This is a genomic window from Kribbella sp. NBC_01505 (genome assembly GCF_045040285.1).
Lineage (GTDB): Bacteria > Actinomycetota > Actinomycetes > Propionibacteriales > Kribbellaceae > Kribbella.
The window spans coordinates 5,332,976-5,350,779 of the sequence record NZ_CP109425.1 but is presented as its reverse complement, the minus strand read 5'-3'; the positions used below and the strand labels follow the sequence as shown (position 1 = coordinate 5,350,779).

Genomic DNA, 17,804 nt, shown 5'->3' with positions numbered 1-17,804 from the left:
GTCACCTAGACGTTGCCGAAACCGCCTCCGACGACTTGCGAGACGACCTTGGCCAGTTGGGCGGGCGTGCGGTCGGTGCCGTCGACCACGAGCATCCGGGCGGAGGACTCGGTCATGCTCGCGAGGAGCTCGGCCAGTACGGCGAGGTTGGCGTCCGGGTCGGTGACTCCGGGCAAGGACTTCACCAGGGTCAGGCGGAGACCCTCGACCAAGAAGGCCCGGGCGGCGCGGACGCGGTCGGCCACCACGGGGGCGGCGCCGTACTGGGCTCCGAAGACGATGCGCCAGGACTGCGGATTCTCCGCGGCCGTGGTGAGGAAGGCGGTCAGGCCGTCGAGCACGTGCTCCTCGGGCGTGCCGACGGTCGGGTCGGCCGGCAGCGCGGCGACGATCGAGACAACCAGGTGCTGCTCCTCGCGAGCCAGCAGTGCGAGCAGTAGCTCGTCGCGATTCGCGAAGGAGTCGTAGACGACCGGTTTGGTGACACCGGCGGCCTCCGCGACCGACTGCATCGTCGTGCCGGCGAACCCCTTCGCGGAGAAGACCTCGAGGGCCGCGTCCAGCAGCATCGGCCGCCGTCGTTCCGGCCCGAGATGCGCCGCCCGCCGGCGTTTGTCGGAGGGCTCGACCACTTGACAAAGCTATCAGATCACGCGAGATTCCTACGGTCCGGTAGGAACTGCCACGCGGGGGTGGTGATCGGGTGACCGATCGAGGGAGTGCCGGTTGGCTCGAGGCTGACGGGCTCGCGGGTATGGACGCGGGCGAGCTGGCCAGGCTGGTCGACCGGACATCGGAGCGGGAGCTTCGGCATCGACTCATCGGGGGAGTGCGAGAGGTCGCGTTGCGCGAGATCTTTCGGCGGATGCCGGAGTACCTCCGGCCTGCCCGCGCGGCCGGTTTCGACGCTGTCGTTGCCTGGCACATCACGGGGGCGGGCGGTGTCGAGGACTCCGACGCCTTCTGGATCCGCGTCAGCGACGGCCGCTGCGAGGTCCTCGACGGCACCCCCGAGGCCGACATCTCGATCCGCACCGACCCCGCCACCCTCCTCCGCGTGGTCACCGGCAACGAGGACCCGGTCAACGCCGTCCTCAAACAACGCCTCTCCGTCCGAGGCGACCTAGCCCTGGCCGCCCGCCTCACCAAAATCTTCGCCGTAGGCCCCCTCTAACGTCCGAAGAACCCGCAGACGTGGTCTCCGCATCAGCGGACGTTACGTATGCCTCATCGCCAACGTCCGATGAACCCGTAGGCGTGGTCTCCGGATCTTCGGACGTTGTGGAGCGTGCTGCGGCCGAAGTCACAGGCAGGCGGGTCTACTGGCGCGTAGGCTGCGCTGTCATGGGAGAGACGGTGAACATCCACACCACCGCCGGCAAGATCGCGGACCTCGAGCAGCGGCTCGACGACGCGGTGCATGCCGGGTCGGAGCGCGCGGTGGAGAAGCAGCACGCCCGGGGCAAGAAGACGGCCCGGGAGCGGATCGCACTGCTGCTCGACGAGGGCTCGTTCGCCGAGCTGGACGAGTTCGCCCGGCACCGCTCGACCAGCTTCGGGCTCGAGGCCAACCGCCCGTACGGCGACGGCGTGGTGACCGGCTACGGCACCATCGACGGCCGTCAGGTCTGCGTGTTCGCCCAGGACTTCACGGTCTTCGGCGGCAGCCTCGGTGAGGTCTTCGGCGAGAAGATCGTCAAGGTGATGGACCTGGCGATGAAGATCGGCTGCCCGCTGATCGGCATCAACGACTCCGGCGGCGCCCGGATCCAGGAGGGCGTGGTCAGCCTCGGCCTGTACGGCGAGATCTTCCGCCGCAACGTCCGGGCCTCCGGCGTGATCCCGCAGATCTCGCTCATCATGGGCCCGTGCGCGGGCGGCGCGGTCTACTCCCCCGCGGTCACCGACTTCACCGTGATGGTCGACGAGTCGTCGTACATGTTCATCACCGGCCCGGACGTGATCAAGACCGTCACCGGCGAGGACGTCACGCAGGAGGAGCTCGGCGGCGCCCGGACGCACAACACCAAGTCCGGCAACGCGCACTACCTCGGCAGCGACGAGGAGGACGCGATCGAGTGGGTGAAGTCACTCGTCAGCCATCTCCCGCAGAACAACCTCGAGGACCCGCCGGTCTACGACGCCCCGGCCGACCTCGAACCCAACGACATCGACCTCGCGCTCGACACCCTGATCCCGGACTCGCCGAACCAGCCGTACGACATGCACACGGTGATCGAGTCGGTCGTCGACGACGGCGACTTCCTCGAGGTGCAGACGCTCTTCGCGCCGAACCTGATCGTCGGCTTCGGCCGCGTCGAGGGCCGCCCGGTCGGCGTCGTCGCGAACCAGCCGATGCAGTTCGCCGGCACCCTCGACATCGACGCCTCCGAGAAGGCGGCCCGCTTCGTCCGCACCTGCGACGCGTTCAACCTGCCGATCCTGACCTTCGTCGACGTCCCCGGCTTCCTGCCCGGCACCGACCAGGAGTGGAACGGCATCATCCGCCGCGGCGCCAAGCTGATCTACGCGTACGCCGAGGCGACCGTCCCGATGATCACCGTGATCACCCGCAAGGCCTACGGCGGCGCGTACGACGTGATGGGCTCCAAGCACCTCGGCGCCGACATCAACCTCGCCTGGCCGACCGCGCAGATCGCCGTGATGGGTGCGCAGGGCGCGGTCAACATCCTCCACCGCCGCGAGCTCGCCGGCGCCGAGGACCCCGAGGCCCGCCGCCAGGAGCTCATCCTCGACTACGAGGACAAGCTCGCCAACCCGTACGTCGCCGCCGAGCGCGGCTACATCGACGCGGTCGTCAAGCCGAGCGAGACCCGCGCCGAGATCGTCCGCGGCCTCCGCCTGCTCCGCACCAAGCGCGACACCCTCCCGCCCAAGAAGCACGGCAACATCCCGCTCTGATCGGAGACCTGATGAACCTGCAGATCCTGAAGGGCGACCCCACCCCCGAGGAACTGGCCGCCCTGGTAGCAGTCCTCGCCGCCCGCCCCAGCACCCCCGCCGCCCCCGACACCCAGCACGCCGGCAACTGGGCGACGTACTGGCGCAACGCCCGCCAGCCCTTCCACCCCGGCCCCGGCCAATGGCGAGCCAGCGCCCACCCGTGAACCCGGATCGTCGCGTATGACCCTTCACGGCGCTTAGCTTGGCGTGGAGAACATACAAACGATTGTTGGGAGAACTTTCGCGATGAAGAAGATCCTGTCGCTCGGCATGCTTGCGTCCACGACGTTGGCGACCGCGTTTCTCGCGGCGGCACCCGCAACAGCCACGCCCGCCGACACCGGCGCCTATGTCGGCCACTACACGACCGGCCGTGACTGTGTCACCGACGGCGCCTGGTACGTCAAGCACACCAGCGGAGCCACCCGGTACGCCTGCCCGGCATCGCAGATGGGCGGCAACGACCTCTGGTTGTACTTCTCCTCCTAGTTCCGCCTGAAGCGGAGCAGGGGGTAGAGCGGGGCTACGCCTGGGGGGCGGATCGGGCCTGGGAAGGTGGTGGCTCCGTCGAGGGTCAGGCCGTGCTCGGCGGCTCGGGCCACGAGGTGGGTGAGCGAGTCTTGGGCGCGGGTTTTGTTGGGGTCGCGGCCTTCGGCTACGCGGGTGGCGTCGTTCTTCTCGGTGGTGGTGAGGAAGACGCCGCCGGGGCGGAGGACGCGGGCGACCTCGGCCAGGATCGGGATGCTGTCGTCGAGCAGGTGCAGGAGCCAGATCGCGACCACCGCGTCGGTACGGCGGTCCGCGACCGGGAGGCGGGTCGCGTCGGCGGCTGCGACGTGGCCGGGCAGCCGGACCTTGGCGTGCTGCAGCATCGCCGTGGAGAGGTCGAAGCCGTGCACAAGGTTGCCTAGCGCAACAAGCTCGGCGCCGACGCTGCCGGTGCCGACGGCCAGCTCGAGCACGCGGCTCGGTCCCTCGGGCAGCAACGACTGGACGGCCTCGGCAGCGACTTGCGCGCGCTCCACGCCACCGCGGGTGTCGTCGTACTTGGCGGCCTCGGACTCGTCGTATTCAAGGCGATTCTTGGCCGGCGCCCACAGCGACGGCCAGGCGATCCCGACCTGGGCGAGCATGGTGCGCAGCAACGGCAGCGAGAGGCCGACGACGTTGTGGTAGTCACCCTCGATGCCGGTGACGAACGGCCCGCCGATGCCGTCGACGGTGAACGACCCGGCGACCACGAGCGGTTCGCCGGTGGCGACGTACGCGTCGATCTCCTCGTCGGTCAGGTCGGCGAAGAAGACCTTGGTGGAGGCCAGCTCGCGCAGCTCCTGCTTGGAGTTGGTGTCGAACAGGCAGTGCCCGGTGTGCAGTACGCCGGTCTTCCCGCGCATCGACCGCAGGCGCTCGCGCGCGACCTCCGGCGTACCGGGTTTGCCGTAGGCGACGCCGTCGATCTCCAGCACCGAGTCGCAACCGAGCACGGTCGCGTGGTCGTCGAGCTCGGCCACCACCGCCCGCGCCTTCAGGACGGCGAGCAGCCGGGCCAACTCCCCCGGACTCTCGGCGGTGATGTTGTCCTCGTCGACACCGGAGACGATCACCTCCGGCTCGACGCCGGCGTTCCGCAGCGTCTGCAGACGCGCCGGCGACTGCGAGGCGAGCACGAACCTCACAGCTTCGCCAGCGCCCGGCGCAGCGGGTCGAGACCGATCGACCCGAGATTCAGCGCGTCGGAGTGGAACTGCCGCAGGTCGAACGCGGAACCCTTGCGCTGCTTGGCCTCTTCGCGCGCCTGCAGCCAGAACCGCTCGCCCACCTTGTACGACGGCGCCTGCCCCGGCCAGCCGAGGTAGCGGTTCAGCTCGGACTTCAGGAACTCGCTCTCCAGCCCGCTGTGCTCCTGCAGGAACTCGAACCCGATGTCGGCGTTCCAGCGCTCACCCGGACGCCAGCCGAACGGGTTGTCGCGCGGGACCTCCAGCTCGAGGTGCATGCCGATGTCAACGATCACGCGTGCGGCCCGGAAGCCCTGTGCGTCCAGCATGCCGAAGCGGGCACCCGGGTCATCCAGGTAGCCGAGCTCCTCCATCAGGCGCTCGGCATACAGCGCCCAGCCCTCGCCGTGGCCGGAGACCCAGCAGGCGATCCGCTGCCAACGGTTCAGCAGGTCGGTGCGCAGGATCGTCTGCGCGACCTGGAGGTGATGGCCGGGAACGCCTTCGTGGTAGACGGTCGTGACCTCACGCCAGCCTGCGAACTCCTCGACGCCGCCTGGCACGGCCCACCACATCCGGCCCGGCCGGCTGGTCAGGTCCTCGCTCGGCTGGGTGTAGTAGATCGCCCCGTCCGAGGTCGGGGCGATCATGCACTCCAGGGTGCGGATCGACTCCGGGATGTCGAAGTGCTTGCCGGCCAGCTCGGCGACTGCCTTGTCCGACAGCTCCTGCATCCAGTCCCGGAAGGCTTCCTTGCCGTGGATCTTGCGGGCCGGGTCGGCGTCGAGCAGCGCGGCGGTCGCCTGGATGTTCCGGTCGCCGCCGTTCAGGTCCGCGGCGATCTTGGCCATCTCGCCCTCGATCCGGGCCAGCTCCGCCCAGCCCCAGGCGTAGGTCTCGTCGAGATCGACGGTGGCGCCGAGGAAGTTGCGTGAGGCGAGCTGGTAGACCTCGCGGCCACAGGCGTCCCGCTCCGAAGCCTGCGGAGCCACCTCGGAGGTCAGCCAGGAGCCGAACTCCGCGAACGCCTTCCGGGCCGCCTCCGCGGCCGCCGTCACGCTCGGCTTGACCGCGCTCTCCGGCGCCCGGTGCGCCAGGCCGCCGAAGAAGTCGTCACCGGCCGGGTCGGTCCAGGTCGCGATCTTGCCGGCGATGTCGAGCACCTGCCGCCGCGCCGAGACCCTGCCCTGGGCAGCCTGGTCGAGCAGCGTCTCGCGATACCCGTCGAGCGCCGTACCGACGAGGTTGAGCCGGATCGCGACCCGCTCCCAGTCGTCGTTGCTCGTGGTCGGCATCAGGTCGAAGACCTGTCGCAGGTTCGCCGGGACCGACGAGATCGCGTTCAGCTGGTGCTGCGGCACGCCGGCCTCGTACGTCTCCCGCTCGAGGCCGAGGCGCTCGACGAACGCGTCCTTGGCGACCTCCTCGCGCGGACTCGCCGGCTCGATGGCGGCGGCCTGCGCCAGCGTCCGCCGGGTCAGCTCGAGGACTGCGTCGAATCCGGCCGGCGCATAGTCCGGCAGCTCGTGGTCGTGGCCCTCGACACCGAGGAACGTCGCCTCGGTCGGGTTGAGGACGATGTACTCCTCGAGGTAGCTCTCGGAGAGCTTGTCGATCGGGCTGTCGGTCGCATCGGTCACCTGCCTGACCCTACCTCGGGCCAGGCCCCCGATCCCGTCGATTTCGCTCAGCCCGGATGGAGTTCCGGTGGGGCCACCTGGCGCCAGGAATCCAGCAGGATGTCGCGCAGCTCGCCGTCGTCCTCGAGCGCGGCGAGGCGGGCCCGGACCCAGTTCGAACCCGCTTCGTGCCGTGGCACCCAGAACTTGTCCGGCTCGGCCAGGATCAGCTCGTCGCGCTCCAGCTGGGGGCACCGCACCGCGAACGACGTCTGGTCGTCCGGCACCGTCACGAACATCCGCCCGGACACGTCGAACGTCGGGTGCCCCCACCGCTTCTTCTCTCGGGTCTCCGGGAGAGACAGCGCGATCCGTCGTACGTCGTCAGCGTCCACCACGCCGACCACCTTAGAGTCAGGCTCCGACAGTCTTGCGGCGACCGGGGAGCAGGAGGGCGGCGACCGCGCCGACCGCGACCACGGCGGCTCCCGTCCAGACCGCCGGGACCAGGCCGTCGACGTACCGATCCGGAGTGTCGTAGGCGCCGGCCGAGGCGAAGACCGAGACCAGTACGGCGATGCCCATCGCCACGCCGATCTCGCGGATCGTGCTGTTCGCGCCGGAGGCGACCCCGCGGTCCCGGTCCGTCATCTCACCCATCACCACGCTCGCCAGCGGGGCGAACGTGAGCCCCATCCCGATCCCGGCCAGGGCGAACGGGACGAGGAGTTCGCCGAACGTGACGCCGGCGGTGGTGACCAACGCCATCCAGCCGAGCGCGATCACCAGCAGCACCTGGCCGGTCGCGACCAGGACCCGCGGCCCGACCCGGTCGACGATCGCCCCGGCGATCGGCGCGACCACCATCGGCGCCATCGTCCACGGCATCGTGCGGATCCCGGACTCGAGCGGGCTGTAGCCCTGCACGATCTGGAAGAACTGCGCCAGCAGGAACACCGAGCCGAAGACTCCGAGCGAGAACGTGAACCAGACGATGTTCACCACGCTGAACGAGCGGATCTTGTACAACCGCAGCGGCAGCATCGGCGCGGCCACCCGCCCTTCCCAACCGACGAACGCGACCAGCAGCACCACTCCGGCGATCAACGAGCCCAGCACCCCACCGGACGTCCAGCCGTCGTCGGCGCCGTGCACCACACCCCAGACGATCGCCAGTACGCCGACGCCCGACAGCGCGAGTCCGAGCAGATCCAGGCGCTGGCGAACGCCGTACGACTCGGGCAGGACCCGGGCCACCAGGACGATGGCGACGACGCCGATCGGCACGTTCAGCAAGAAGATCCACTGCCAGTTGAGTCCCTCGACCACGGCTCCCCCGACGACCGGGCCGACCGCGACGCCCAGCCCGGAGATCCCGCCCCAGATGCCGATGGCGGCGCTGCGTTGCCGCTCGGGCACCGCGCCGGCGAGCAGGGTCAGCGCCAACGGCATGACCGCGGCACCGCCGACACCCTGGATCGCGCGAGCGCCGATCAGCATCCACGGCTCGGTCGCGAACGCACATGCAGCCGACGCGAGCGTGAACAGCGCGATGCCGGCGAGGAAGAGCCGGCGGCGGCCGAGGCGGTCCCCGAGCGCGGCCGCGGTCAGCAGCAGCGCGGCGAAGGACAGCGTGTACGCGTTGATGAACCACTGCAGGTCGGACAGGGACGCGCCGAGCTCGGTCTTGATCACCGGCAGCGCGTTCGTCACGACCAGGTTGTCCAGCGTGACCATGAAGGTCGGGATCCCGACCGCGGTCAGCACCGCGGCCAGTCCACGGCTCCGGCCCGGCCCCGCGGCGACCGGTACCTGCTCGTTGAGAGCGGTCGACGTCATCTTCAACTCCTAGTTGTAATTCACTGATAACAAGCTCGATCACCAAAGTATGCATCCACTGATAACTTGTCAACCCGCCCGTTCGCGGGCTTCGAGTTCCATGGGGCGGGAATTTGTTCCGAATGTTCTGGTAAGCGCTTGCCAGTCTCCCGGGTGGACCGCATGATGGCCTCCTGATTCCGCCATCAGACAGTTCTGGTTCCGCCAAGAGATAGGTGCTCGATGACGAACCTCTTCACCCGTCGCAGCGTGCTCGGAGCCGGAGGAGCAGCGGTCGGAGCGGCCGCACTCGGCTCGCTCGGCCTCAGCCAGGCCGCCGCTGCCCCCGCCGGCAAGCTGTGGCAGTCCGACCGGGTCCGCTACGACTCGAAGTACCGGCTGGTCTACTCCGCCGACTCCGAGGGGAACCGGATCCCCGACTTCAGCCACGCCGGCTACAAGAACGGTGACTGCCCGGTCCCGCACGTCCGGACGGTGAAGACCGTCCAGCCGATCGACGGGGACAACACCGCGCACCTGCAGGCCGCGATCGACGAGGTCGGCCGACGCACCCCGGACCGGAACGGCGTCCGCGGCGCGCTACTGCTTGCCCCGGGCAACTACCCGGTCGCGGGCACGCTCCGGGTGAACCGCGCAGGCGTCGTACTGCGAGGTTCCGGCGACGGGGCCGATCCGGCGCGGAACACGGTGATCCTGGCGACCGGCAACACCCCGGTGGCGCGCGACGTCGTCGTACTGGGTGGGGCCGTCGCCACCAACTGGAGCGGCGAGGTCGCGGGCACCCGGACCGACATCACGAGCGACTGGGTGCAGGTCGGGTCGCGGTCGTTCGAGGTGGCCGACGCGAGTGCATTGAAGCGTGGCGACAACATCATCCTGATCCACCCGTGCACCGAGGCGTGGCTGGCCGCGGTCGACCACGGCGGTACGGCGGCCGACGCCGGCTGGACGGTCGACAGCCAGCCGATCACGTACAACCGCTTCATCCGTTCGATCCGCGGCAACACCGTGACGGTCGACGTACCGATCTTCGAGCACCTGCGGCGCGCTCGATCGCAGTCCTACCTGTACGTCTGGGACCGCGCCGGCCTGGTGACCGGCGTGGGTGTGGAGAGTCTGCGGATCGACATCCAGTTCGCGGGTGATCCGGATGTCGACGAGGCGCATGCCTGGGTCGCCGTGAAGGTCCGCCAGGCCGAGGACGCCTGGGTTCGGGACAGCACCTTCCTGCACTTCGCGAAGGCCGGCGTCGAGACCACGGAGGCCACGCGCGTCACCGTCCGGAACTGCCGGGCGCTGGATCCGGCGTCGGTCGTCACAGGCGGGCTCCGCTACAACTTCAACTGCGAGTCGTTCTCGCAGCAGGTGCTGTTCGTGGACTGCTATGCCAGCAAGGCCCGCCATGCGTTCATCTCGAACGGCGCGAGCAGCGCGTCCGGCATCGTCTTCCTGCGCGGTACGTCGGAGGGCGCGCTCGCCTCGAGTGAGGGCCACCGCCGGTGGAGCCAGGGCCTGCTGTGGGACAACCACCGCGACATCGCGCCGAAGGTCGATCTGACGCTGGGGATCTACAACCGCGGCGACTACGGCACCGGGCACGGCTGGGCGACCTCACACTCGGTCGGCTGGAACTGCGAAACCGGGACCGCCAAACTGGTCGTCCAGAAGCCACCGACGGCGCAGAACTACGCGATCGGCTGCAGCGGCGTGATCACCGGCGATGGTCCGTTCACCCAGCCCGCCGGCTACATCGAGGGCGCGAACCGGTCCGGCCTCGTGCCGCAGTCGCTCTACCAGGCGCAGTACCTGGACCGGCACCGTTGAGATCATGTATGCATCGACTGATAACATGTGCGGTGAGTGATCGCGTGGACTGACGGAGGACCGGATGACGAAGGTACGACTGACCGCCGCCGAGCGCGGTGAAGAGGTGCTGCACGCCGCCGTGCTGGCCTTCGCCGCCTCGGGCTACCAGGGCACCAAGACGGACGAGATCGCGCGCCTCGCGGGCGTCTCCCAGCCCTACGTCATCCGGTTGTTCGGCACCAAGCAAGAGCTCTTCCTGGCCTCGGTCCGGTATGTCTGCGGCCGGATCGAGGAGGTCTTCCGCGAGGCGGCCGCCGAGTCGCCCGACCTGGCCAGCCTCGCCCGCGGCTACGAGCGGCTGTCGCAGGAACGCGAGCTGCTGCTCGTCCTCCTGCAGGGCTTCTCCGCGAGCGCCAACCCTGCCATCGGCGACTGCACCCGCGCGGGCTTCGGCAGCATCTACCGCCTGGTCCGCGAGCTCACCGGCGCCAGCCCTGTTGAGGCCCGCGAGTTCCTCAGCACCGGCATGCTGCTGACCATCCTGTCCGCCATGGAGGTGCTCGGGCCCGACGCCCGCCCCGCCGAGTGGGCCGTCGAGCTCAAAGCGACCTTCACCGTCGGCACGGATTAAGTCGTCAGTCGCGGCCGAGGCGTTGGCCGGCGGCGAACCACACGGTGACGGTGGCCAGCACGAGCGCACCAACCGTGACCAGCAACGAACCCGGCACCTCCGCGCCGCGCACCAACGCAGCCGCTATCGCGATCACCGGCACCACGAGCACCGCGATGGCTCCGGGCAGCACCCATCGCCGGAGCGCCCGCCGCTCAACCCGCACGTACGACGGTAGTTGCGCGGCGAACGCGGTCGCCAGGTGCATGACCACCGCCGCGATCGCCGTCAGCACGAGCTCCCAGCCGATCTCCGCGGGAGCTCGCACCATCCACCCGATCGTCACCACCAGCAGGAACAGCACCCCTCCCAGCGAATCCGGCAGCACGACAGTGACCGCCAGCAACGGAATGGCCAGCATCGGAACCAGATCCAGCTGATCCCAAACGCCCAGCCCTGGCACGACGATCGCCACCGCACCGGCGACCGCGATCACCGACCGAGCCACCAGCACCCCGCGCCCGGTGTCCCGCAACTGCGCCAACCACAGGGTCAACTTGTCGGCTGTGGTCATGAGCGCATCCTTGGGGCGGAGGCTAGGCGAGCGGCGTCGCGGAGGACCTCGTCGAGGGTGCCGGAGCCGCGCCAGGGGACGGTGGGAACGCCGAGGTCGCCGAGGCGGTCGAGCTCGCGACGGCGTTCAAGCAGTCGGAGCCGCCAGGCCAACGGCCAGGCCCGTTTGTCGTGTTCGTCGGCGTCGATCAGCGACGCGATGTCCGGTGGCAAGGTGTCGACGGCGATGACTGTGCAGCCGGAGTGCACCAGCGTGACGACGTACCCGAGAACCATCTGGCGAAGCAGCGGGCTCAGCACGAGGACGAGACTGTCGGATCTGATCCGGTTCCGCTGGGCCAGCTGATCCTGGTCGGGTTGACGCCCGCGCCGATCGGCGTGCACGAGCGCGTCGAGGATGCGCCGCAGGTGGCCGCGACCGCTTCCCGAGCGAACCCCGCGCACCAGATTCCCGGTGTCGACCAGGCGGACCCGGTCGCCGTGCCGCAGGTAGTGCTCGGCGATCGAGGCGGCTGCTCGCACCCCGGTGTCGAGGCTGCTGGACCGGCCGTCGATTCCTTCGCTGATCCCGATCTCGCCGCCGGTGTCGAGCAGGATCACCACCTCGGTATCGCGATCCGACCAGGTCGAGGTCACATGGAGCTCACGGGTCCGCGCCGAGACCGACCAGTTGATCCGCCGCAGCCGGTCGCCGGTCCGGAACGGTCGCACGCCGGCCAGCTCCGTCCCCTCACCCGGCCGCCGCGATCGATGCAGCCCGACCAGCCCAGCCGGCCGCGGCATCGCATCCACCGCCTCGAACCCTTCCCGCAACGGCAACGTCGTCACCGACGACGCTCCCGCGGACGCCACCTGGACCCGGTAAGCGCCCAGCACCGAGGTGGCCACCACGGTCGGCCGCTCCAAGGCCCGCATCCCCCACCGCTTCGACCGAACCCCAACCTCCAACGTCACGCTGTCCGGTACGTCGTCGGCTTCGCCTGCGACCGCCGGCCGGACCGGCTCGGCGACCGCTGCCTGGCGAGGTGAGTACTCGAACCACCTGGACCGCGGCAACGCCGCAACGATCAGATCGATGTCCGGGTCCACCGTCCCCGGAACGCGCAGCCGGTACGTCGTCGCCTGGCCCTCGAACAGCACATCCGCATCAAGCTCGGTGTGCACCTCGGGCTCCGCACGTGGCCGGAAGAACCGGCCCCACACCGCGACGAACGCCAACGGCAACCCGAGCACCGCAGCATCAGGCCGCCGCGCCAGCACAGCGACGACCAGCAGCACCGCCGCGACCACGACCACGCGGATGTGCGCGTGCGTCGGCTGCCACCTCATAGCCCGGCTCCCGCTCGTCTCAACGACCAGCGCCGGCGACGGTCGGCGGCGTCGGCACCGCACCGAGCACGGACCGAACCACCGTCGCCCCCGTCACGTCATGCAGCCACAACTCCGGCCGAACCGTGATCCGGTGCGCCAACGCCGGCACCGCAACAGCCTTCACATCCTCCGGTACGACGTAGTCGCGGCCCTTGATCACCGCATACGCCCGCGCAGTCAGCAGCAGGGCCAGGGACCCACGTGGTGACGCACCGACCAGCACCTGCGAGTCACGTCGAGTGGCAGCGGCCAGGTCGACGCAGTACTGCCCGACCGTGTCGTCGACCGTCACCGTCTCGACCGCTTGCTGAGCTGCGAGCAGACCGGCCGCATCGGTGACCGCTTCGACCTTCTGATCCTCGGTCCGGCGGCTCATCCGGCGACGCAGCACCTCCCACTCCTCAGCGGCGGTCGGGTAGCCGAAACCGATCCGCAGCATGAAGCGGTCGAGCTGGGCCTCGGGCAGTGGATACGTGCCCTCGTACTCCACCGGGTTCGCCGTGGCGAGCACGTGGAACGGGACCGGCAGCGGGAAGGTCTGGCCCTCGACCGTCACCTGGTGCTCCTGCATCGACTCCAGCAGCGCGGCCTGCGTCTTCGGTGGTGTCCGGTTGATCTCGTCGGCCAGCAGCAGGCCGGTGAAGATCGGGCCGGGCCGGAAGACGAACTCCGAATTCTTCTGGTCGTACACGAACGCACCGGTCACGTCCGACGGCAGCAGGTCCGGTGTGAACTGCACCCGCCGGAACTCCAGCCCGAGCGCCTGCGCGAACGATCGCGCCGCCAGCGTCTTGGCCAGCCCCGGGTAGTCCTCGAGCAACACATGGCCGCCGGCCAGGATCCCCGCGAGTACAAGCTCGAGGGCTTCGCCCTTACCGACGACCGCCTGGCCGACCCGCTCCAGCACCCGCCGGCTCAGGTCGGAGACCTCCGCCGGTGCCAGCCCTTGCCCCACGCTCGGGGAGCTGACATCGACGGGTCGGGTATCGGAGTCGGTCACGGTTCCTCACAGGTTCTCGATGGTCTGGATCGCGGCCTCGATCTCGCCGATGGTCGCGATCCGCTTGTCGTCCGAGGTGATCAGGTCCCACACTTGCGCGCCGACGAAGTCCCGGGCGCGCTCCGGCTCCAGGTCGAGGTCGATCCCGTGCCGGTGCACGAGCCGGTCGGCAGTCAGCTCCAGCAGCAGCGGCTGGATCCGGCGGGAGAACGTGTGCGAGCCCTCACCGGACCGCCGCTCGCGGGTCGACTCCTGCAGCCAGGTCGCGATGAACTGGGTCCGGTTGTCGTCGCTCTTGGCCCGCGAGGCCGCGAGCTCCTGGTCGTGCCGGGCCGGCCAGTTGGTCTCCAGCAACTGCGGCGCGAGCTGTCGCAACGCCACCGACCCGAAGCCGACCGCGAGCGCGGTCGCGACAAACCACAGCGGCCGCGGCGCCATCCCGGCCGCGCCGAACGCGCCGACCAGCAACAAGCTCGCCACGACCGTGAACCCGACGTGCTGCAACAGCAACTTGCTCGGCCGCAACGACCGCACCTTCGGCTTCTCGCCGGTCCGCTCGTCCTCCAACGGCGTCCATCGGTACGACGTCATCCGGCCACCTCGTCGTTCGGGGAAGCCGCGACGCCGGCGCCGACCCGCGCGTCGGCCTGTTCGGCGGCCCGTTCGGCGGCTTTGGCCGCGGCCAGGTCATCGCGCAGCCGGAGCAGCGCGGCCCGAGCCTCAGCCCGGGAGTCCTCGGTGGAACCGTGAGTCGAGTAGCGGGCTTCGCGGTACAACGCGCCGAGCCGGATCAGATGGGGCTCGGAGATCCCGCCCACTCCGAGCACCCGCACGGTGAACTCGGCCGGCGTCTCGGACGCCTCCCGCGCGACCCCCGCCGAGGCGGCTGCCTGCTCGAGCGCGACCCAGCACGCGATCACCGCATCGGTCGCACGACCGGAGTCGATCGCGGCCAGCCCGGTGTCGACCGCCTCTGCGAGCTTCTCGGCCGCCACCCGCTCCCAGTCCGGATCGGACTCCGTGACGGATGGCAGCTGAACGCGTCGGATGAGCCGGTAGATCAGCAACCCGAGGAACACCACCAGAGCCGCCAGCGCCAGCCAGAACAGCGTCTGGAAGAGCCCGGCGAGCCAGCCCGGCGTCTTCCGCTCCTGCGGCGGCGCACCCGGTCGCTGCGAGAACGACGGCGGCGTCGAATTCGGCGGGGTGCGGGTCACGATCGGCGCCGACTTCGGCGCCAACGTGCTCTCGCTGACCGGCCGCACCGATCCACCCGCCGAAGCCAGCACGACGAACCCGGCGCCGGCGATCCCGAGGATCAGCACGACGACCAGCGCCCAGCTCCCGCGGCGGTGCGTCAACATGCGGGCAGGTTAGCCGATGAAAAGCGCTTACCCAGCCCGATTTCCCCTTGATGCAATCAAATTCCACGCACTCTGCGTGAAGAATGCGCAGAGAGTGCGTACTGGGTGCGCAACGAGTTCCGTCAACCCCCTGACAGCAACCGGCCACCGGCCTCCCCCCTCGCACCCAAAGGTGGGCCGGCTTCTCTTTGTGCACGAGATCCCACTTTGTGCACCCACCAACCGTTTTCGCGAGCCTCGCGTGGTTGGTGGGTGCACAAGGATGAACGGAGTGCCCAAAGAGCGGCGGGGTTGTTGGAAAACGGAGGGCTGCTCTTTGGGCGCGCGGTGAGCGATCGGTGGGTGGGACTGTTAGAGGGTGATCGACCAGTTGGTGAGGGTGCCGGTGTCGCCGGGACCGTTGTCGCCGACGCGCAGGGTCCAGGTGCCGGTGGCGGTCTCGTCGGCCGCGACGTCGTACGTCTTGGTGGCCGGGAGCGGGTGGCAGCTGAAGCCGCCGCTGCGCTGCAGGTAGTACCAGCGGCCGCTGGGCGAGACGAGGCTGATGTTGAGGTCCTCGAGGCAGGTGTGGTTGCCCTCGACCTTCACCTTGACCGGGCTCTTGGTCCGGCCGGTCGCGGTCGACTTGACCGTGCTGACCGCCGTCTGGAAGTCGCGGATCGGATAGTCGGTGGAGTTGGCGAAGGTCCGCTCACCCGGCTCCGGGTCCGGGTCGCCGGGGTCACCGGTGCCGGTCAGCAGCGTCAGGTTCCACTTGGCGAGCGCCTCGGAGACCGGCTGGAAGATCGAGTTGTCCGTGTCGCCCTGCTGACACGTCGAGTTCCCACCGGAGTGCAGACCGACGGCCTTGTCGCCGCGCAGCCAGCCACCACCGGAGTCACCACCCTCGGAACAGGCCGACGTCAGCGTCAGCCCCTCGACCACCGTGCTGCCGTAGTCGATGGTCTGGTTGACCGCGCTGACCGTGCCGCACTCCCAGTTCGGTGCGGTGTTGCCGGAGTGGCAGACCGTGTCACCGACGATCGCCTCGGCCGCACCGGTCACGGTGACCGCGGGCGACCCGTAGGTGTTGACGTTCGGCGAGATCGTCCAGCCGGCCTCGGTGACCGCGACGACCCCCATGTCACCTTCGCGAGCGTTCACACTGCGGGAACCACCGACATTCGACGTACCGAGCTTGTTGCTCTGACCACTCGCGCCGTACGCCGCCTGGTTCGCGTCGTTGGTGCAGTGGCCCGCGGTCACGAAGTGTTTGTTGCCTTGGGCATCAGTTGCCGGGAAGCCGACGGAGCACGGACTCTCACCACCCGGCCACCACCCGTCACCCGGGTTGACCTCGCCGGCCTGCTGGTGGAACGTCGTCGCCACGGACTCCACCCGTACGCCGTCCAGTCCGGAGAAGGCAGCGCTGCCTCCGCGCGCCTTGACCACGACCTGGTTCGTCACCGGGTCGATTCCCCAGCTCCGCAGGTTGTCCTGGTTGCGCGCGATCTGGTCGACCTTGGCGAGCAGCCCATCCAGCTGCTGCTGCGTACGGGTGACGGTCTTGGGCGTCGCACCGGCCGCGCGGGCCTGCGCAGCGGCGGTGTCGCTGGTCACGGCGACCACCAGGCGGCCGTTCTCGATCCAGCGACCGGCCTGCCCGGCTCCGGTCGGGAGCTGGGCCGAGACCTGGTGTGGTTCGGGCACTGCGGCGTTGGACTGGCCCGGTAGGGCGATCAGGCTGCCACTCAGCAGCAGGATCGCGGGGACGGCTCTGGTTCGCATGGTGCACTCCTCCAGTTGGGACGGTGCACCGAACCTAGGAGCGTGACGAGCAGGTGAAAATCGGCAGAACGCCTTTCACAGTTAAGTCTCCGGGCTTTAACAGTTCACTCCCGGCCGAACACCGGGAGATTGTGCTGACCCCATTCCCACCTGAATCCGTGCCGACCAGGCCCGAAGTTCAGTACGACGTCGTGCACCTCTGACGCGACCTCGACAAGCCGGCTCTGCTCCACACCGTCGTCGAGCTGCGAGAACGCCGTACAGGTCGCAGGAAGGACGTCCGGATCGAAGCAGATCTCCAGCACGAACTCACGCACCGGCAGCCGGAACTTGCGCTCGTAGTTCGTGGCCGGCGGATAGGGCGCGACGTTCACCAGCTCATGCTCGGTGATCACCGTCTCGCCCTTGCGGAGTGGGTGATCGAACAGCAGCTCCGCAACGAGCAGTCCGTCCTCAGGACGCCGTACCGTCCGTCCGAGCGAGCAATGCCGCAGCGGCCAGATATCCGGGAGCGGCCGGTCATGCTCGTCCAGATGCATGATCACGACCCACCTGTCGGGCCCATCCGCCTCCGCACGCAGCACCTGCCGCGAGTGGTACGAACGCTCGCCACCGTCCGCACCGATGAACACCCTGTCGTGCTGACTGATCCGAGTCAGCCGTTCGTCCCAGCGGATGTCCACTTCACTCACCGCTGCTTCAACAGCACCAGGCCGCGGCCAGTACGCCGCTACGTCGGGCCGATCAGGCACAGTGCTCAGCCAGCGACCACGTGGGCGCGGTGGGCCGAGTGACGCGGACAGAGTGCCGGCGGGGACCTCCAGAACCTCCTCCAGCAGCACAACCGCCGCGAGAGAGTCCCGGCGCTCGGGTCGCGACCGGCCCGACTGCCAGTAGCTCAAGGTGGCCATGCTGACCGAGACACCCTGCACCAACAGCCGCTCGCGGATCCGCTCCAGGCCGAGTCCACGCGCCTGGATGGCCGCGCGCAGGACCTCGGCAAACTCGCGCTCGCCCATGCTCGCGACCTTAGGCACGACCGGCCGCGCTGACCAGAGCGTGGAACGTTAACTGTTAACAGCGTGGCCGGCGCGATTCCGCGGCAAGGCGGGAAATTTCCCGTGCTGACGGGAAAGTCGGCCTACCCCAGCTCTGGACTGATGAAAACCGTTT

The 17,804-nt window shown here is 69.2% G+C and carries 18 protein-coding genes; 6 read left to right on the top strand and 12 right to left on the bottom strand.

Annotation, left to right across the window (positions count from 1 at the left end; all coding sequences use genetic code 11):
- Positions 1–5 precede the first annotated feature (5 nt).
- A complete protein-coding gene (locus tag OG474_RS25295; protein ID WP_405056047.1) occupies positions 6–632 on the bottom strand; it encodes a TetR/AcrR family transcriptional regulator in 627 nt (208 codons plus the stop codon).
- A 71-nt stretch (positions 633–703) separates the two neighbouring features.
- On the opposite strand from OG474_RS25295, the gene OG474_RS25290 reads away from it, so the two are divergent.
- From OG474_RS25290 to OG474_RS25275, 4 genes are all read left to right on the top strand, one after another.
- The gene (locus OG474_RS25290) at positions 704–1,174 is read left to right on the top strand and encodes an SCP2 sterol-binding domain-containing protein (RefSeq protein ID WP_405056046.1); all 471 of its coding nucleotides are present in this window, start codon (positions 704–706) and stop codon (positions 1,172–1,174) included.
- 170 nt (positions 1,175–1,344) lie between these two features.
- On the top strand, positions 1,345–2,922 hold the full coding sequence (locus tag OG474_RS25285; RefSeq protein WP_405056045.1) for an acyl-CoA carboxylase subunit beta: 1,578 nt from the start codon (positions 1,345–1,347) through the stop codon (positions 2,920–2,922).
- Positions 2,923–2,933: 11 nt separating this feature from the next.
- Positions 2,934–3,128 (top strand): acyl-CoA carboxylase subunit epsilon, encoded by a 195-nt coding sequence (locus OG474_RS25280; protein ID WP_405056044.1) that lies wholly within the window; start codon positions 2,934–2,936, stop codon positions 3,126–3,128.
- An 82-nt stretch (positions 3,129–3,210) separates the two neighbouring features.
- Positions 3,211–3,453 carry a hypothetical protein gene (locus OG474_RS25275; protein WP_405056043.1) on the top strand — a complete coding sequence of 81 codons (243 nt, stop codon included), beginning with the start codon at positions 3,211–3,213 and terminating at the stop codon, positions 3,451–3,453.
- Here the strand turns inward: OG474_RS25275 and OG474_RS25270 are convergent.
- From OG474_RS25270 to OG474_RS25255, 4 genes are read right to left on the bottom strand one after another with little or no spacing between them, the layout of a single operon-like run.
- Positions 3,450–4,640, bottom strand: a complete 1,191-nt coding sequence (locus tag OG474_RS25270; protein ID WP_405056042.1) for a Maf family nucleotide pyrophosphatase — start codon at positions 4,638–4,640, stop codon at positions 3,450–3,452. The genes OG474_RS25275 and OG474_RS25270 overlap by 4 nt on opposite strands.
- On the bottom strand, positions 4,637–6,322 hold the full coding sequence (locus tag OG474_RS25265; protein ID WP_405056041.1) for a DUF885 domain-containing protein: 1,686 nt from the start codon (positions 6,320–6,322) through the stop codon (positions 4,637–4,639). Before OG474_RS25265 ends, OG474_RS25270 begins: the two co-directional genes overlap by 4 nt.
- 47 nt (positions 6,323–6,369) lie before the next feature.
- Positions 6,370–6,699: an MmcQ/YjbR family DNA-binding protein gene (locus OG474_RS25260; protein WP_405056040.1), complete on the bottom strand. Its 330-nt coding sequence runs from the start codon at positions 6,697–6,699 to the stop codon at positions 6,370–6,372.
- A gap of 16 nt (positions 6,700–6,715) precedes the next feature.
- Complete coding sequence (locus OG474_RS25255) at positions 6,716–8,140, bottom strand: DHA2 family efflux MFS transporter permease subunit (protein WP_405056039.1); 1,425 nt, start codon at positions 8,138–8,140, stop codon at positions 6,716–6,718.
- 222 nt (positions 8,141–8,362) lie between these two features.
- On the opposite strand from OG474_RS25255, the gene OG474_RS25250 reads away from it, so the two are divergent.
- Both OG474_RS25250 and OG474_RS25245 read left to right on the top strand, forming a co-directional pair.
- The gene (locus OG474_RS25250; protein ID WP_405056038.1) at positions 8,363–9,964 is read left to right on the top strand and encodes a hypothetical protein; all 1,602 of its coding nucleotides are present in this window, start codon (positions 8,363–8,365) and stop codon (positions 9,962–9,964) included.
- Positions 9,965–10,028: 64 nt separating this feature from the next.
- Complete coding sequence (locus tag OG474_RS25245) at positions 10,029–10,577, top strand: TetR/AcrR family transcriptional regulator (RefSeq protein ID WP_405056037.1); 549 nt, start codon at positions 10,029–10,031, stop codon at positions 10,575–10,577.
- Between the two features lie 4 nt (positions 10,578–10,581).
- On the opposite strand, the gene OG474_RS25240 is transcribed toward OG474_RS25245, so the two are convergent.
- From OG474_RS25240 to OG474_RS25210, 7 genes are all read right to left on the bottom strand, one after another.
- Positions 10,582–11,130, bottom strand: a complete 549-nt coding sequence (locus OG474_RS25240; protein WP_405056036.1) for a hypothetical protein — start codon at positions 11,128–11,130, stop codon at positions 10,582–10,584.
- A complete protein-coding gene (locus OG474_RS25235) occupies positions 11,127–12,458 on the bottom strand; it encodes a DUF58 domain-containing protein (RefSeq protein ID WP_405056035.1) in 1,332 nt (443 codons plus the stop codon). The genes OG474_RS25240 and OG474_RS25235 overlap by 4 nt, the downstream gene beginning before the upstream one ends.
- A gap of 19 nt (positions 12,459–12,477) precedes the next feature.
- The gene (locus OG474_RS25230; RefSeq protein WP_405056034.1) at positions 12,478–13,500 is read right to left on the bottom strand and encodes an AAA family ATPase; all 1,023 of its coding nucleotides are present in this window, start codon (positions 13,498–13,500) and stop codon (positions 12,478–12,480) included.
- Positions 13,501–13,506: 6 nt separating this feature from the next.
- Positions 13,507–14,091, bottom strand: a complete 585-nt coding sequence (locus OG474_RS25225; RefSeq protein WP_405056033.1) for a hypothetical protein — start codon at positions 14,089–14,091, stop codon at positions 13,507–13,509.
- Positions 14,088–14,864: a DUF4129 domain-containing protein gene (locus OG474_RS25220; RefSeq protein WP_405056032.1), complete on the bottom strand. Its 777-nt coding sequence runs from the start codon at positions 14,862–14,864 to the stop codon at positions 14,088–14,090. Before OG474_RS25220 ends, OG474_RS25225 begins: the two co-directional genes overlap by 4 nt.
- 351 nt (positions 14,865–15,215) lie before the next feature.
- Entirely contained in the window at positions 15,216–16,631 is a 1,416-nt protein-coding gene (locus OG474_RS25215) for a proprotein convertase P-domain-containing protein (protein ID WP_405056031.1), read from the bottom strand.
- Between the two features lie 104 nt (positions 16,632–16,735).
- On the bottom strand, positions 16,736–17,650 hold the full coding sequence (locus OG474_RS25210) for an XRE family transcriptional regulator (protein WP_405056030.1): 915 nt from the start codon (positions 17,648–17,650) through the stop codon (positions 16,736–16,738).
- Positions 17,651–17,804: the final 154 nt, after the last annotated feature.

Coding starts and splice junctions, on each gene's coding strand:
- OG474_RS25285 (WP_405056045.1), top strand. CDS start 1,345: ATGGGAGAGACGGTGAACATCCACACCACCGCCGGCAAGATCGCGGAC.
- OG474_RS25280 (WP_405056044.1), top strand. CDS start 2,934: ATGAACCTGCAGATCCTGAAGGGCGACCCCACCCCCGAGGAACTGGCC.
- OG474_RS25275 (WP_405056043.1), top strand. CDS start 3,211: ATGAAGAAGATCCTGTCGCTCGGCATGCTTGCGTCCACGACGTTGGCG.
- OG474_RS25255 (WP_405056039.1), bottom strand. CDS start 8,140: ATGACGTCGACCGCTCTCAACGAGCAGGTACCGGTCGCCGCGGGGCCG.
- OG474_RS25250 (WP_405056038.1), top strand. CDS start 8,363: ATGACGAACCTCTTCACCCGTCGCAGCGTGCTCGGAGCCGGAGGAGCA.
- OG474_RS25245 (WP_405056037.1), top strand. CDS start 10,029: ATGACGAAGGTACGACTGACCGCCGCCGAGCGCGGTGAAGAGGTGCTG.
- OG474_RS25240 (WP_405056036.1), bottom strand. CDS start 11,130: ATGACCACAGCCGACAAGTTGACCCTGTGGTTGGCGCAGTTGCGGGAC.
- OG474_RS25235 (WP_405056035.1), bottom strand. CDS start 12,458: ATGAGGTGGCAGCCGACGCACGCGCACATCCGCGTGGTCGTGGTCGCG.
- OG474_RS25225 (WP_405056033.1), bottom strand. CDS start 14,091: ATGACGTCGTACCGATGGACGCCGTTGGAGGACGAGCGGACCGGCGAG.
- OG474_RS25220 (WP_405056032.1), bottom strand. CDS start 14,864: ATGTTGACGCACCGCCGCGGGAGCTGGGCGCTGGTCGTCGTGCTGATC.
- OG474_RS25215 (WP_405056031.1), bottom strand. CDS start 16,631: ATGCGAACCAGAGCCGTCCCCGCGATCCTGCTGCTGAGTGGCAGCCTG.
- OG474_RS25210 (WP_405056030.1), bottom strand. CDS start 17,650: ATGGGCGAGCGCGAGTTTGCCGAGGTCCTGCGCGCGGCCATCCAGGCG.